Origin of the sequence: Croceibacterium xixiisoli, assembly GCF_009827305.1 — a bacterium.
GTDB lineage: Bacteria > Pseudomonadota > Alphaproteobacteria > Sphingomonadales > Sphingomonadaceae > Croceibacterium_C > Croceibacterium_C xixiisoli.
The window spans coordinates 212,038-225,064 of sequence record NZ_WTYJ01000002.1 but is presented as its reverse complement, the minus strand read 5'-3'; the positions used below and the strand labels follow the sequence as shown (position 1 = coordinate 225,064).

Annotated in this window: 20 protein-coding genes; 15 read left to right on the top strand and 5 right to left on the bottom strand. The window is 63.7% G+C overall.

Annotation, left to right across the window (positions count from 1 at the left end; genetic code table 11):
- Positions 1 to 124: 124 nt before the first annotated feature.
- Complete coding sequence (gene cobS, locus GRI97_RS10120) at positions 125 to 1,108, bottom strand: cobaltochelatase subunit CobS (RefSeq protein WP_161391070.1); 984 nt, start codon at positions 1,106 to 1,108, stop codon at positions 125 to 127.
- 86 nt (positions 1,109 to 1,194) lie between these two features.
- Between cobS and GRI97_RS10115 the strand changes: the two genes are divergently transcribed.
- Complete coding sequence (locus GRI97_RS10115; RefSeq protein ID WP_161391069.1) at positions 1,195 to 1,836, top strand: glutathione S-transferase family protein; 642 nt, start codon at positions 1,195 to 1,197, stop codon at positions 1,834 to 1,836.
- Between the two features lie 9 nt (positions 1,837 to 1,845).
- On the opposite strand, the gene GRI97_RS10110 is transcribed toward GRI97_RS10115, so the two are convergent.
- Complete coding sequence (locus tag GRI97_RS10110) at positions 1,846 to 2,541, bottom strand: winged helix-turn-helix transcriptional regulator (protein ID WP_161391068.1); 696 nt, start codon at positions 2,539 to 2,541, stop codon at positions 1,846 to 1,848.
- Positions 2,542 to 2,608: 67 nt separating this feature from the next.
- Between GRI97_RS10110 and GRI97_RS10105 the strand changes: the two genes are divergently transcribed.
- From GRI97_RS10105 to GRI97_RS10075, 7 genes are read left to right on the top strand one after another with little or no spacing between them, the layout of a single operon-like run.
- Positions 2,609 to 3,034: a VOC family protein gene (locus GRI97_RS10105; RefSeq protein ID WP_161391067.1), complete on the top strand. Its 426-nt coding sequence runs from the start codon at positions 2,609 to 2,611 to the stop codon at positions 3,032 to 3,034.
- Positions 3,035 to 3,075: 41 nt separating this feature from the next.
- Positions 3,076 to 3,762, top strand: a complete 687-nt coding sequence (locus GRI97_RS10100) for a glutathione S-transferase family protein (protein WP_161391066.1) — start codon at positions 3,076 to 3,078, stop codon at positions 3,760 to 3,762.
- 2 nt (positions 3,763 to 3,764) lie between these two features.
- Complete coding sequence (locus tag GRI97_RS10095) at positions 3,765 to 4,121, top strand: DUF1428 domain-containing protein (protein ID WP_161391733.1); 357 nt, start codon at positions 3,765 to 3,767, stop codon at positions 4,119 to 4,121.
- 1 nt (position 4,122) lies between these two features.
- Complete coding sequence (locus GRI97_RS10090) at positions 4,123 to 4,920, top strand: VOC family protein (RefSeq protein ID WP_161391065.1); 798 nt, start codon at positions 4,123 to 4,125, stop codon at positions 4,918 to 4,920.
- Positions 4,921 to 4,922: 2 nt separating this feature from the next.
- Complete coding sequence (locus GRI97_RS10085) at positions 4,923 to 5,414, top strand: VOC family protein (protein WP_161391064.1); 492 nt, start codon at positions 4,923 to 4,925, stop codon at positions 5,412 to 5,414.
- 36 nt (positions 5,415 to 5,450) lie between these two features.
- Positions 5,451 to 6,116, top strand: coding sequence for a dihydrofolate reductase family protein (locus tag GRI97_RS10080; RefSeq protein WP_161391063.1), 666 nt, complete (start codon positions 5,451 to 5,453; stop codon positions 6,114 to 6,116).
- Positions 6,110 to 6,766 (top strand): glutathione S-transferase family protein, encoded by a 657-nt coding sequence (locus GRI97_RS10075; RefSeq protein WP_235917756.1) that lies wholly within the window; start codon positions 6,110 to 6,112, stop codon positions 6,764 to 6,766. The genes GRI97_RS10080 and GRI97_RS10075 overlap by 7 nt, the downstream gene beginning before the upstream one ends.
- A 51-nt stretch (positions 6,767 to 6,817) precedes the next feature.
- Here the strand turns inward: GRI97_RS10075 and GRI97_RS10070 are convergent, their stop codons facing one another.
- The gene (locus GRI97_RS10070) at positions 6,818 to 7,327 is read right to left on the bottom strand and encodes a hypothetical protein (protein WP_161391062.1); all 510 of its coding nucleotides are present in this window, start codon (positions 7,325 to 7,327) and stop codon (positions 6,818 to 6,820) included.
- A gap of 68 nt (positions 7,328 to 7,395) precedes the next feature.
- Here GRI97_RS10070 and GRI97_RS10065 point away from each other — a divergent pair, with 68 nt between their 5' ends.
- Positions 7,396 to 8,046: a glutathione S-transferase family protein gene (locus GRI97_RS10065; RefSeq protein ID WP_161391061.1), complete on the top strand. Its 651-nt coding sequence runs from the start codon at positions 7,396 to 7,398 to the stop codon at positions 8,044 to 8,046.
- Positions 8,043 to 8,393, top strand: a complete 351-nt coding sequence (locus GRI97_RS10060; protein WP_161391060.1) for a GFA family protein — start codon at positions 8,043 to 8,045, stop codon at positions 8,391 to 8,393. Before GRI97_RS10065 ends, GRI97_RS10060 begins: the two co-directional genes overlap by 4 nt.
- A 35-nt stretch (positions 8,394 to 8,428) precedes the next feature.
- On the opposite strand, the gene GRI97_RS10055 is transcribed toward GRI97_RS10060, so the two are convergent.
- Positions 8,429 to 9,022: a J domain-containing protein gene (locus GRI97_RS10055; protein ID WP_161391059.1), complete on the bottom strand. Its 594-nt coding sequence runs from the start codon at positions 9,020 to 9,022 to the stop codon at positions 8,429 to 8,431.
- A gap of 55 nt (positions 9,023 to 9,077) precedes the next feature.
- Here GRI97_RS10055 and GRI97_RS10050 point away from each other — a divergent pair, with 55 nt between their 5' ends.
- The 4 genes from GRI97_RS10050 to GRI97_RS10035 all read left to right on the top strand — a co-directional run bounded on the left by GRI97_RS10050 (position 9,078) and on the right by GRI97_RS10035 (position 11,183).
- Positions 9,078 to 9,359 (top strand): BolA family protein, encoded by a 282-nt coding sequence (locus GRI97_RS10050; protein ID WP_161391058.1) that lies wholly within the window; start codon positions 9,078 to 9,080, stop codon positions 9,357 to 9,359.
- A complete protein-coding gene (locus tag GRI97_RS10045) occupies positions 9,356 to 10,240 on the top strand; it encodes a pirin family protein (RefSeq protein WP_161391057.1) in 885 nt (294 codons plus the stop codon). Before GRI97_RS10050 ends, GRI97_RS10045 begins: the two co-directional genes overlap by 4 nt.
- A 50-nt stretch (positions 10,241 to 10,290) precedes the next feature.
- On the top strand, positions 10,291 to 10,797 hold the full coding sequence (locus tag GRI97_RS10040; RefSeq protein ID WP_235917755.1) for an FKBP-type peptidyl-prolyl cis-trans isomerase: 507 nt from the start codon (positions 10,291 to 10,293) through the stop codon (positions 10,795 to 10,797).
- Positions 10,798 to 10,880: 83 nt separating this feature from the next.
- Positions 10,881 to 11,183 (top strand): hypothetical protein, encoded by a 303-nt coding sequence (locus tag GRI97_RS10035; protein ID WP_161391056.1) that lies wholly within the window; start codon positions 10,881 to 10,883, stop codon positions 11,181 to 11,183.
- A gap of 7 nt (positions 11,184 to 11,190) precedes the next feature.
- Here the strand turns inward: GRI97_RS10035 and GRI97_RS10030 are convergent, their stop codons facing one another.
- A complete protein-coding gene (locus tag GRI97_RS10030; protein WP_161391055.1) occupies positions 11,191 to 11,751 on the bottom strand; it encodes a hypothetical protein in 561 nt (186 codons plus the stop codon).
- A 169-nt stretch (positions 11,752 to 11,920) separates the two neighbouring features.
- Here GRI97_RS10030 and GRI97_RS10025 point away from each other — a divergent pair, with 169 nt between their 5' ends.
- Positions 11,921 to 12,982: an NAD(P)H-dependent flavin oxidoreductase gene (locus tag GRI97_RS10025; RefSeq protein ID WP_161391054.1), complete on the top strand. Its 1,062-nt coding sequence runs from the start codon at positions 11,921 to 11,923 to the stop codon at positions 12,980 to 12,982.
- Positions 12,983 to 13,027: the final 45 nt, after the last annotated feature.

Below are 13,027 nucleotides of genomic sequence, written 5' to 3'. Positions count from 1 at the left end.
GAGGGGAAGATATAATGCCGAATTCAAATTGCAGCACAAATCGCCATTCCGGCGAGACAGTGTGCAGGCAGGGCGATATCGGCCCGCAGGACGGGCCGCCTGCCTTTCGATTGCGCCAGTCGAATTACGCCTTGGCGACGACGCTTTCGGGCAGTTCGACGCCGAACACCCGCTGGTAATATTCGGCCACCAGCATGCGTTCTGCCTCATCGCATTTGTTGAGGAAGCTCAGGCGGAAGGAATAGCCCGGATCGCCGAAGATTTCGGTGTTCTGCGCCCAGGTGATGACGGTGCGCGGGCTCATGACGGTGGAGATATCGCCATTGATGAAGCCCTGGCGCGACAGATCGGCCACGCGGACCATGTCGGCCACCAGCTTGGCATCCAGCGTGGTCTTCGCGCCAACGATTTCGCGTTCGGTTTCCTGCGGCAGATAGTTGAGCCCGACGACGATGTTCCAGCGGTCCATCTGGCCCTGGTTGATCGCCTGGGTGCCGTGATAGAGCCCGCTGGTGTCACCCAGCCCGACCGTGTTGGCCGTGGCGAACAGGCGGAACCAGGGGTTGGGCCGGATCACGCGGTTCTGATCGAGCAGGGTCAGCTTGCCCGCCTGTTCCAGCACGCGCTGAATCACGAACATCACATCCGGGCGGCCGGCGTCATATTCGTCGAACACCAGCGCCACCGGGTGCTGCAGCGCCCAGGGCAGCAGGCCTTCGCGGAATTCGGTGACCTGCAGCCCGTCGCGCAGCACGATGGCGTCGCGGCCGACCAGATCGATACGGCTGATATGCGCGTCCAGATTGATCCGCACGCAGGGCCAGTTCAGCCGCGCGGCGACCTGTTCGATATGGGTTGATTTGCCGGTGCCGTGATAGCCCTGCACCATGACGCGACGGTTGTGGGCAAAGCCGGCCAGGATCGCCAGCGTGGTGTCCGGATCGAACACATAGGTTTCATCGATATCGGGCACGCGGTCGTCAGCCTTGGAAAAGGCCGGAACCTTCATGTCGATATCGACACCGAATACTTCGCGGACATCCACTTCGATATCGGGAACCGCCATTACGGTGCCGGAATCGCCCTGATTGCTGGTCATTTCGTTCATCGCCGCCGATGACTAGACGGGCGCGGCAGGTGCTGCAACAAGCAAAGGGCACTGCCGGTCCGGCAGCCGAAGGGAGAGTTCCACCGATGAAGCTTTATGGTTTTCCGCTGTCCGCCTATACCCGCAAGGCCGCCGTCGCGCTGGCTGAAAAGGGGCTGGAATTCGATTGGGAGCCGTCCAATCCCGGCCAGCCGACCGAAGAATTCCTGAAAGTCAGCCCCTTCGGCAAGATCCCCGGTTTTGCCGATGGGGAATTCAGCGTTTCGGATTCCAGCGCCATCGTCGCCTATCTGGATGCCAAATACCCCGCACCGGCGCTGATCCCCGCCCAGGCAGAGGCCCGCGGCCGCGCGATCTGGCTGGATGAAGCGGTCGATACCGTGCTGATCCCGGCCGGCGCGCCGATCGTGCACCAGCGCTTCCTCTACCCCGTGGTGTTCGGCAAGCCGGGCGATGAATCGCTCGCCGTGGCGGCAGAAGAAGCGATCCAGAAGCCGTTGGCCTATTTCGAGGGCATCCTGGGCAGCGACGGCTGGCTGAGCGGCGAATTCTCGATCGGGGATATCGCGCTGGCCTGTTCGCTCAAGACGATCGGCTATGGCGGCTGGACGGTCGATGCCGCCAGCCACCCGAAGCTGGCCGCATGGCAGGAACGCGTCCAGGCCCGTGCCGCCTGGCAGCAGGTGGCCGAACGCGAAGCCAGCATTTTCGCTGCTCTGAAGGGCTGATCCCCTCGCTTACTCGCGCTGCTGCCCAACCTTGGGCGGCAGCGCGAACAACTGAATGAAGCGGCGCGCCAGATCGCGGTTGCCCGTGACGGTCAGATCGCTGCTGGCCTCCACATCTTCCAGCGGTTGATGGCCATAGATCATCCGCAGCATCGGCAGGGGCGCCGTCATGCGGAACACCGCATCGCCCTCTGCCGCCGGGCCGCGCCGCACCGGCAATTGCCCGCCCTGCAGATCGGCCAGAAATTCATCGCCCCCCACGCCAATGCCGATCGTGCCGCTGGCATCGCCCATGGCGCCGGGCACCAGCATGGTGCGCATCGACAGCATCAGCGACACGGGCGAAAGCGGCAATTGCGGATTGTGTTCGGGCGATCGCGCCGCCCAGCGCCCCAGTTCCTGAATTGCCGGTTCGGCCAGATAGCCCCATTCGGTCAGCTCATAGATCTGCACGGCTGCCGGCGGTGGCAGCTTGCGCCGCGCGAGCACGCCCATCTCTTCCATCGAGGCCATGCGTTCGGTCAGCACCTTGGCCGAGATTCCGGGCAGGCTGGCGCGCAGATCGGAAAAGCGGCGCCCGCCGAGCATCAATTCGCGTATGATCAGCAGCGACCATCTCTCGCCGATCAGTTCCAGGGCGAAGGCGGTGCCGCAGGCATCCCCATACCACTTGCCATGCGGCTTGGTTTCTTTTTGTAACTTCATAGTTGCTTTTGGTAACTCAGATGGGCACAAAGATCAAGCAATCGCCGAATCGGAGAGGATCAAGACGATGACACGCATGGTTTTCATCAATTTGCCGGTGACGGATCTGGCCAAATCGATGGCGTTTTATGATGCTGTGGGTTTCACCAACAATCCGCAGTTCACCGATGACAATGCCGCCGCGATGATGTGGTCGGATGAAATCATCGTCATGCTGCTGAAGCATGATTTCTGGAAGACCTTCACCACCAAGCAGATCCCCGATGCGCATACCACCGCCCAGGTGATGTTGTGCTTGAGTCAGGACAGCAAGGAAGCGGTGGATGCGATCGTGAGCAAGGCCGTGGATGCTGGCGGCAAGGCGGCACCCACGCCGAACCAGGATTATGGCTTCATGTATGGCCGCAGTTTCGAAGATCCGGACGGGCATATCTGGGAAAATGCCTGGATGAACATGGATGCGCTGGCCGACGGTCAACCGCCGGAGATGTAATCCCGGCGTCCGCATCCAGGCCACTGGCGAAGGAGGAGACAATGCCGATTGATCCCGCAGCCCCGCTGGAAATCACCGCATTCGACTGGGTGCCCGATTTCGCCCGTGGCTATGTTCGCGATTTGCGCCCGCGCTGGGCGTGCGAGGAACTGGGCCTGCCCTATCGCGAAAGGCTGATCAGTTCGCGCGATCGGCCCGGATGGTATTATGCCGAACAGCCGTTCGGCCAGGTGCCGGTGATCCATGATGGCGAAATCCAGCTGTTCGAAAGCGGCGCCATCCTGATCCATCTGGCGGAAAAGGACGGGCGGCTGCTGCCCCCGTCCGGCCAACCCCGTGCCGATGTGCTGGCCTGGCTGTTCGCCGCCTACAACAGCCTGGAACCCATGACCATGGAACAGGCCAGCGTGACGATTTTCCATGCCGGCGAGGATTGGGCGGAAGCGCGCAAGCCGATCCTGCGCGAAATGATCGGCCAGCGGCTGGTGCAGCTGGCCGATGCCATAGGCGACCGCGAATGGGTGGCGGGGGATTTTTCCATCGCCGACATCGCCCTGATCACCGTGATGCGCGAATTCGACCGGGAGGGGCTGGAGCCCTTCCCCACCCTGGCCGCCTATCTGGAGCGCGGCACCGGTCGGCCGGCATTCCGCCGCGCGCTGGCCGCGCAGATTGCCGCCTTTTCCGCCGATCCCGACATTGAAACCAAACAAACCGTGGGAGAATGACAATGTACATTCAGGGATTTCTGATCGCCGTGCCCGAAGGCAACAAGGCCGCCTATCTCAAGATGTCGGAAGACTTCTGGGAAATCGCCAAGGATTTCGGCGCACAGAGCCAGGTCGAAACCTGGGAAGCCGATGTGCCCGATGGCGAAACCACTGATTTCCGCCGCGCGGTCAAGTTGGAGCCGGGCGAGAAGGTGGTGTTTTCCTGGATGATCTGGCCGGACAAGGCGACCGCCGATTCCAGCCATGAAAAGATGATGGCCGATCCGCGCATGGAAGCGATGGACCCGACCATGCCGTTCGACGGCAAGCGCATGATCTTCGGCGGTTTCGAACCGCTGATGGTGCGGGAGGCCTGAGATGATCGCCGGTTTTCCCGTCTGGTACGAACTGCTCGTGCCTGATGTCGACGCGGTCGAGCCGCTCTATCGCGCCACGCTGGGCTGGAACATCGCCGATGCACCGATGGATGTGCCGAGCGGCATCCCCTATCGCATGATCACCCGCGCCGATGGTGGCGGGGCCGGGATTGCCGGTCCCATCCCGTCCGAAATGGCGCAGCATGGGGTAAATCCCGCCTGGTACCCCTATTTCACCGTGGCCGATGTCGATGCCGCCGTGGCCAAGGCGCGCGAGCTGGGCGCATCGGTGTGGATGGAACCCGCTGACGTGCCAGGCGCCGGCCGCCTGGCCATGCTGGGCGATCCGCAGGGGGCGACATTCTATGTCATGACCCCCACCCCGCCGGCCGATGATCCGGATGCGAAGAGCACCGCCTTCGACGTCAATCTGGCCGGCCATTGCCGCTGGAACGAGCTCAACACCACGGACGGCCCGGCGGCGGACGGGTTCTACAAGCTGCTGTTCGGCTGGAACACCGATGACGGCATGCCGATGGGCGATCTGGGTCAGTATCAGTTCGTCAATGTCGATCAGGTGGTGATCGGCGCGATCTGCCCGATCGTGCCCGAAGGCATGGCGCCGCACTGGCTGCCATACTTCGGCGTCGACAATATCGACGATGCCGAGGTGCTGGTGAAGCCGCATGGCGGCACGATCACCCACCCGATCACCGAAGTGCCGGGCGGCGATTTCGTGTTCACCGCGCTGGACGCCGGCGGGGCCCATGTCGGCTTCACCGGTCCGAAAGGCGTGTGACCATGGCGAGCGTCAACAGCGACAAGACCCGGCTTTGCCTGTGGTATGACAGCGGCGCGGAGGAAGCGGCACAATTCTATGCCGCGACCTTCCCCGACAGCAGCGTGGGCGCGACCCATCGCGCGCCGGCGGACAATCCCTCCGGCGAGGCGGGCGCTGTGCTGACGGTGGATTTCACCGTGCTGGGTTTCCCCTGCATCGGGCTTAACGGCGGGCCGGCCTTCACCCATAGCGAGGCGTTTTCCTTCCAGATTTCCACCGAGACGCAGGAAGAGACCGACCGCTATTGGAATGCCATCGTCGGCAATGGCGGGCAGGAAAGCATGTGCGGCTGGTGCAAGGACAAATGGGGGATTTCCTGGCAGATCACCCCGCGCGTGCTGACCGATGCGGTGGCCGGATCGGACCCGGTGGCCGCCAAGCGCGCCTTCGAAGCGATGATGACGATGAAGAAAATCGACATCGCCGCAATCGAGGCCGCGATCGCCGGCTGACCACGCGATTATCGATTACAGGATTGGGAGGATTGAATGCCACGCAGGATTATCGGCGGCGCCTTTGTGTCGATGGATGGGGTGATGCAGGCGCCCGGCGGCCCGGAGGAAGACCCCACGGGTGATTTCCCCTATGGCGGCTGGCTGACGACCATGTTCGACGAAGCGCTGGGCCATCAGGTCGATACCCTGTTCAACGGCGAATTCGAACTGCTGCTGGGCCGGCGCACCTATGACATCTTCACCGCCCACTGGCCCTTCATGCCCGATGAGGATCCGCTGGCGAACAAGCTGAACCGCATCCGCAAGCATGTGCTGACATCCTGCGAGAAGCCGTTTTCGTGGCAGGGCAGCAGCCGCGTGGCCGATATGGAAGCGCTGGCCGCGCTGAAGGCCGAAGACGGGCCCGATCTGGTGATCCAGGGCAGCACCACGCTCTATCCGCAATTGCTGCAGCACGGCCTGCTCGACCGGCTGGTGCTGATGGTCGCCCCCATCGTGCTGGGCACCGGCAAGCGCCTGTTCGGGGGTGGCACGCCGGGGCGGACGTTCCGCATGGTGGAGAGCCGGATTTCCTCCACCGGGATCATCATGACGACCTATGAGCCGGTCGGCGTGCCGGAAATCGGATCTTTCGCGATGGATGAACCGAGCGAGCGCGAACTGAACCGGCGCGCGCGGATTGCGCGGGGTGAATGGTGATGCTGGCGCTCTATGGCCATCCGTTTTCTTCCTACACGTGGAAGGCGCTGATCCCGCTTTACGCCAATGGCACCGCGTTCGAATTCCGGCTGGTCGCGCCGGATGAGCCGGAGCATGCCGCCTTTGTCCAGACGGCGCATCCGGCGGGCAAGTTCCCGATCCTGCGCGATGGGGATGCGGTGATCGTGGAGGCGACCGCGATCATCGAGCATCTGGCCGCGTTTCACCCTGGCCCCGCACCGCTGATCCCCGCCGATCCGGCGCTGGCGGCGCAGGCGCGGATGATCGACCGGGTGTTCGACAATTATGTGATGGCCAATCTGCAGCGGGTGGTGAATGCGCGCATTGCCAATGCCGCCGCCCCCGATCCGGCGGAGGTGGCCGCCGGCACCGCCGGGCTGCAGCGCGCCTATCGCTGGCTGGAAGGCTGGCTGGATACCCACCAGCTGGCGCCGCATGTTTCCCTGATCAGCTGCGCGGCCGCGCCATCCTTGTTCTATGCCGACTGGATCGAGCGGATTCCGGCCGAATGCCCGAGGTTGAGCGGGTTCCGTGCCGAACTGCTGGCGCTGCCGCCGGTCAGCCGCTGCGTGGAGGATGCGCGGCCGTTCCGCGCCTATTTCCCGGGCGGGGCGCCGGATCGCGATTGAGGTGGGATGGCGCGGTGCCAACCATTCCGACGTCGTAAAGATGAACAGCCTCTACCGATAGAAGCCAAGCAACTCGCCATTGATCAACAGCTTTGGCGGAAAGCCGCGCTCGGTCAATTTGAGTTCCGTGACATCATCTTGATGATCGGAAATCGGCCGGAAAAACACGCTCCCATCCTTGATCGAAACGTCGACGTCAAAAGGGTGGTAATGCCCGATATAGCGATCTTCTTCGAAAAACAGAACCTTCTGTCCACCTTGGCTGGAGCACGAGCTGCATTGAGCAAGCTGGATGTAATGATAGTCGAAGACGATATATTCATGCGATCCGGACCGGATGGTTCCCACCCTGCGCACCGAATATTCATTCGTATATTTGTTGATCAAATATTCAAAGCCATGCATTGGCTCGGGCTTGATCGGAGCGTCGGACCGGGGATTGTTTTCGCCCGAACAACCGCCGAGCGCCAGCAGGGCAAAGGCGCCGGAAATCGGTAGGGAACGCCACGGCCGTGTCATTGATTGCATCGGTGAAATGACCTTTTCAAAAAGGCGGCGCAAGGGTGACCAACACACTTGCGAATATCACGATGTTCCCCCTATGTTCAAACCGAAAGTGGAGCAAAGATATGGCCCGATTCACATTTTATTTTAATCCGATGAGCCGGGCCCAGATTGCCCGCTGGGCGCTGCATGAGGTGGATGCCGATTACGATCCGGTGTTCGTCGGTTATGAGGACAAGCCGGCTGATTTCCTTGCCGCCAATCCGATGGGGAAGCTGCCGACCATCGTGCATCATCATGAAGGGCATGATCATGTGGTGAGTGAAGCGGCGGCGGTCTGCCATTATCTGGCGCTGACGCATCCGAAAAAGGGCTTGCTGCCCGGTGAGCATGAGGCGGCCGATTATTTCCGCTGGCTGTTGTTCGCCGCCGGTCCGCTGGAACAGGCGGTGACCAATCGCGCCTTCGGCTGGGAACCGACGGAAGAGCAGGAACGCACGGTCGGCTTCGGCAGCTATGCGCGCACTGTGGATGCGCTGGATGGCTGGCTGCAGACGCATGACTTCGTCTGTGGATCGCGCTTCACCATGGCCGATGTCTATGTCGGTTCGGCGGTCGATTGGGGGCTGACCTTCGGCACGCTGGTGTCACGGCCCAGCTTCACCGCCTATGTCGAACGGCTGCGCGCGCGCGGTGGCTATCAGGCGGCCAAGGCGATCGACATGGCACTGATCGCGGAAATGCAGGCGCAGGCACCCGACGGGCCAGGCCAATGAGCTATAGCGCATCCTGCCATTGCGGCGCGGTCAGCGCCGATATTGCCGAAGAATTGCCCGCGCGGGGCATGAGCTGCAATTGTTCGATCTGCCGGCGCAAGGGCACGGTGCTGCATTTCACCCCGGCGGCGAATGTGCAGATTGCCGCCGCCGATGAGGCGATCGGCAGCTATCGCTTCAACCGCCATGTGATCGAGCATCAGTTCTGCCGGGTGTGCGGCTGTTCCCCCTTCGCCCGGGGCAGCACGCCCGATGGCGGAGAGATGATCGCCGTCAATCTGCGCTGCGTGCCCGATTGCGACCTGGATGTGCTGGAGATCGACCGGGTGGACGGGGCTTCGTTCTAATCTGACTTCAGGCGCAAGGCTCGAGCGAACGCCTCTCAGGCGAAAGCAGCGGCCTTGCGCAGCAATTGATAGGCTTCCACCACCCGCTGCAGCTGCCCTTCCTTGCTGCGATCCCCGCCATTGCGATCGGGGTGATAGCGGCGAACGAGTTCGGAATAGCGGCGCCGCAGCCGGGTGCGGTCGGCATCGGCGGACAGGCCCATGACCATCAGCGCGTCCCGCTCCTTCGCGGAAAAGCCGTTGGGCGCGGCCCCGGCGGCACGAACGCCAGCCCGGTGGCGGATGCTGGCCGCGCGCGCGCCGATGGCGTCGAGCGGATCGACGAAATCGGCCCAGCGCGGGATGCCGCCCACCCCGGCATCGGGGCGAAAGGCGCGCGTGTCATTGCGCCAGCCGGACAGCGGCGATTGCGCGGCGTAGATTTCTTCCGCGCTCATCCCGGCGAACCAGTCATAGCCGGCGTTGAATTCGCGCACATGCTGCAGGCAGAACCAGCGCCAGTTGCCGGGCCCGTCGAAGCCCGACGATTGATCGCCCGGCGCGCGGAACTCGCCCGCCTCCTGGCATCCCGGCGCATCGCAGGCGCGCCCATCACTTTCATATCGGCCGTGGAACTTCTGACTGCGCATCCCCATAATCATGGTGATAGAGCGCCGAATTGAAAACCCCCGAACGGAGTCGAGCATGAGCGGACCCTTGCAAACCGAGATGGAAACCCTGTTGCAACAGGAGTTTACGCCCGGCCGACTGAATGTGATCAATGACAGCGCATCGCATCATGGCCATTCGGGCGATGATGGCAGCGGGGAATCGCATTTCACCGTGGTGATCGAAAGCGATGCCTTCACCGGCAAGAACCGGCTGGAACGGCAACGCATGGTCAACCGCGCGCTGGGCGATATTCCCGGCCAGCGCGTGCATGCGCTGGCGATCCGCGCCTTCGCCCCCGGGGAAGCTGTCGCATGAGCATTCTGCAGACGGTCACCCCGATCACCCATGATCTGGGCGGCTTCAGCGTCCGCCGCGCGGTACCCAGCCCGCAATGCCGGATGGTGGGCCCGTTCATCTTCGTCGATCAGTTCGGCCCCGCGCGGCTGGAACGCGGCCAGGGCATGGATGTGCGCCCGCATCCGCACATCAATCTGGCCACGGTCACATGGCTGTTCGAAGGCGGGATCGACCATCGCGACAGTCTGGGTTCCTTTGCCACCATCCGCCCGGGCACGGTCAATCTGATGACCGCCGGCAGCGGCATCGTCCATTCGGAACGCAGCCCGCAGAGTGAACGCGATGCCGGGCCGGCGATGTATGGCATGCAGACCTGGCTGGCCCTGCCGGACGGACAGGAAGACATCGCCCCCGCCTTCGAATCCATCGCCGGCCTGCCGCTGGTGGAAGACAGCTGCACCAAGGCGCGCGTGATCATGGGATCGCTGTGGGGGCAGACCGCCGCCACCACCACCCATGCGCAAACCATCTATGCCGAAATCGACCTGGCGCCGACCGGATCGATCCCGATCGATGCCGAAGCGGATGAGCGGGCGGTGATGTTGGTCGGCGGAGAAGCCAGCGTGGATGGCACGCCGCTGGAACTCTATGTTCTGACCGTGCTGAAGCCGGGCGCCGCCATGATGCTGCGGTCGGACCGGGGCGGCAAGATCATGCTGCTGGGGGGCGAGGCGTTCAGCACGCGCCGCTATGTCTATTGGAATTTCGTCAGTTCCAGCCGCGAGCGGATCGAACAGGCGAAGGAAGACTGGACCGCCGGACGGTTTCCCACTGTTCCGGGTGACGACAAGGAATTCATCCCCTTGCCTGAAAAGCCGAAAACCGTCAGCTATCCCTGAATGACGGCGACCCTGGCCGTGCCTGCATGAATTTCGGAGAATTTGCCCCCATGATCAAACATCCCATGGCCCAGGCCGGCCTGGCGCTGGCCGCCGCCATCGTGTTTGTTGCCGCCGCCCATGCCCAGAACCGCGTGCAGGAAGCAGCCGATCCGTCGCAGGATATGGCCTGGCACAGCGCGCAAGCCGCTGCGCTGGCCAGCCGGCAGGCATCGGATGGCTGGCAGTGGATGGAAGGCGGGCTGCTGTGGCGCCGCGTGGCGGGCGATGGATCGGGCAAGCACCCGACCGTGCGCGACGTCGTGACGGTTCACTACGAAGGCACGTTTGTTGATGGGAAGGTGTTCGATTCCTCCTATCGCAGCGGGCGCCCGGCCACATTCCCGCTCGCCCAGCTGGTCCCCGCCTGGCAGATGGCCATTCCCAATATGGGCGTGGGCGACACCATCGAACTCGCCGTGCCGGCTCCGCTGGCCTATGGCACGCAAGGCGGCGGGCCGATCCCGGGCGGCGCGACGCTGCTGTTCAAGATCGAATTGCTGGGCATTCGCGGCTGATCGAGGGTTGTGGGGCGCGGGCGCTGATGCGCTCGCGTCCATCCAGCATTGCAATCTGATGGAAATGGGGCAGGCTGCTGCCCATGATGTCGCGCCTCAACCTTCTCGCTTCGCCGTTCTGGCAATGTGCGGTGATGGCCGTGCTGGCCATGGTCGGCCTCAGTCTGGGGTTTGACGTGGCCCTGATGCTGACGTTTTTTGCCGTGTTCGCGATCGCCACGCTGCAAGCGCTAAAGACCAGACGGGTGCCGTGGAATTTCGCCGCACGCGATCTTACGATGGCGACCCATCCCCGCGCCTTCGTCATTCTCGTCGCGATTATGGGTCTGCTCGCAGCAACCAATCTGCTGCTGCTTGTCAGTAAGCTGTCCACCATAGCAGGATAATACCCCCCTATCCGATCGGCGCGATCGTCAGGTTCGAATAGCGGAAATCCGCGCCCGAACAGCCAATCCGTACTGCCGGGGTCGGCGCGTTCAGCGCGATCCGCTGCTCCAGCCCGGCCATGCGCAGCGTAACCGTGCCAGCCTGGAATGTCAGGGTGAACGCAGTCTTCCCGCCATCGCGCAGCACGGTGGCGATGGGGTGTTCCACATCCCGCCCGTTGGCGCTTTCTTCCCAGCCCAGCCCCTGGATCAGCCGGTTGCGGCGCTCCGGATCTGCTAGGGCGCCCAGACTGAACCCTGCAACATCGGACGGCGAGGTACCGGGCTCCCCACGCTGGGCAATGCCCAGACGGGTGAGCGAGAGAAAGTGTTCATGCTGGGTGATACCGCCCAGTTCCACCTCCCCCGAAACGACGAAATCGCCGGCAGGAGCGGGAAGTACCAATTCCGAAAAATGGCCGGGCGCGGTGTCGCAGCCATAGTCGATGCCCGTCCGGTCTGCGGCAGCGGCCAGTGTCGGCGGATACAACAGGGCGATCAGCGGCAGCATATATCGGCATTTCAGCATGATGTGACGTCCCCCGTTTCTGCCGCGTGGCAGTACCCGACAAAACTGACACATCCGGCCAGTGCCAGCAATTGCTGGCGCAGCGCACCGGACATTCCCACCCTGACCGCCAATCCCTATGTTGGGCGCTGACCCCGACGCCCAGCCCGTCGCCATGTGAGCAGGCCCCATGCCATTCTTTGATCGCTTCGATCTGTCGGTGCCCTTGATCCAGGCGCCGATGGCCGGAGTTTCCACTCCGGACATGGCGGCGGCGGTTTCCAATGCCGGGGCGCTGGGGTCGATCGGGCTGGGCGCCAGCGATGCGGCCACCGCGCGCGGCATGATTGCGGCGGTGCGGGCGCAGACGGATCGCCCCTTCACCGTCAATCTGTTCACCCATGCCACGCCGGTCGAAGATGCTGCGCACGAAGCGGAATGGATCGCCTTCCTCGCCCCGCTGTTTGCCCGTTATGGCGCCGCCTCGCCCGCACAGCTGCGCACGATCTATCGCAGCCTGGCCGATGATCGGGACATGGTCTCCATGCTGCTCGACACCGCGCCGCCGGTGGTGAGTTTTCATTTCGGTCTGCCGCCGGCCGATATTATCGCGGCGCTGAAACAACGCGGCATCGCTCTCATCGCCACCGCCACCAATCTGGCCGAAGCGCAGGTGATTGCTGCGGCGGGGCTGGATGGCGTGGTGGCGCAAGGGGTGGAGGCCGGTGGCCATCGCGGCCTGTTCGATCCGGCGGCGCATGATGATGCCCTTTCCACCTTCGCCCTCACCCGCCTGCTGGTCCAGTCCGTCGATCTGCCGGTGATCGCGGCCGGGGGCATCATGGACGGGGCCGGCATCGCCGCCGCGCTGGATCTCGGCGCAGCAGCGGCGCAGCTGGGCACCGCCTTCATCGCCTGCCCGGAATCCGCCGCCGATGCCGCCTATCGCGCGGCGCTGGCCAGCCCGGCGGCGCATCACACGCAGCTGACCGCGCTGATATCGGGCCGCCCGGCGCGGGTGCTGGCCAACCGCTTCACCGCGCTGACCGATGCCACCAGAGGACGCCAGCCACCCGATTATCCGCGCGCCTATGATGCGGGCAAGGCGCTGCATGCCGCAGCCAGCGCACGCGGCGAATATGGTTTTGGCGCGCAATGGGCCGGCCAGGGCGCGCCCCTCGCCCGCTCCATGCCGGCGGCCGAACTTGTGGCGGTGCTGCAGGCAGAGCTGGAGGCGTGCCGGCAGCCTTAGGGTTTTGCCCGAAGGTTTGCGCCCCTTGCGAAATTGACTACATCG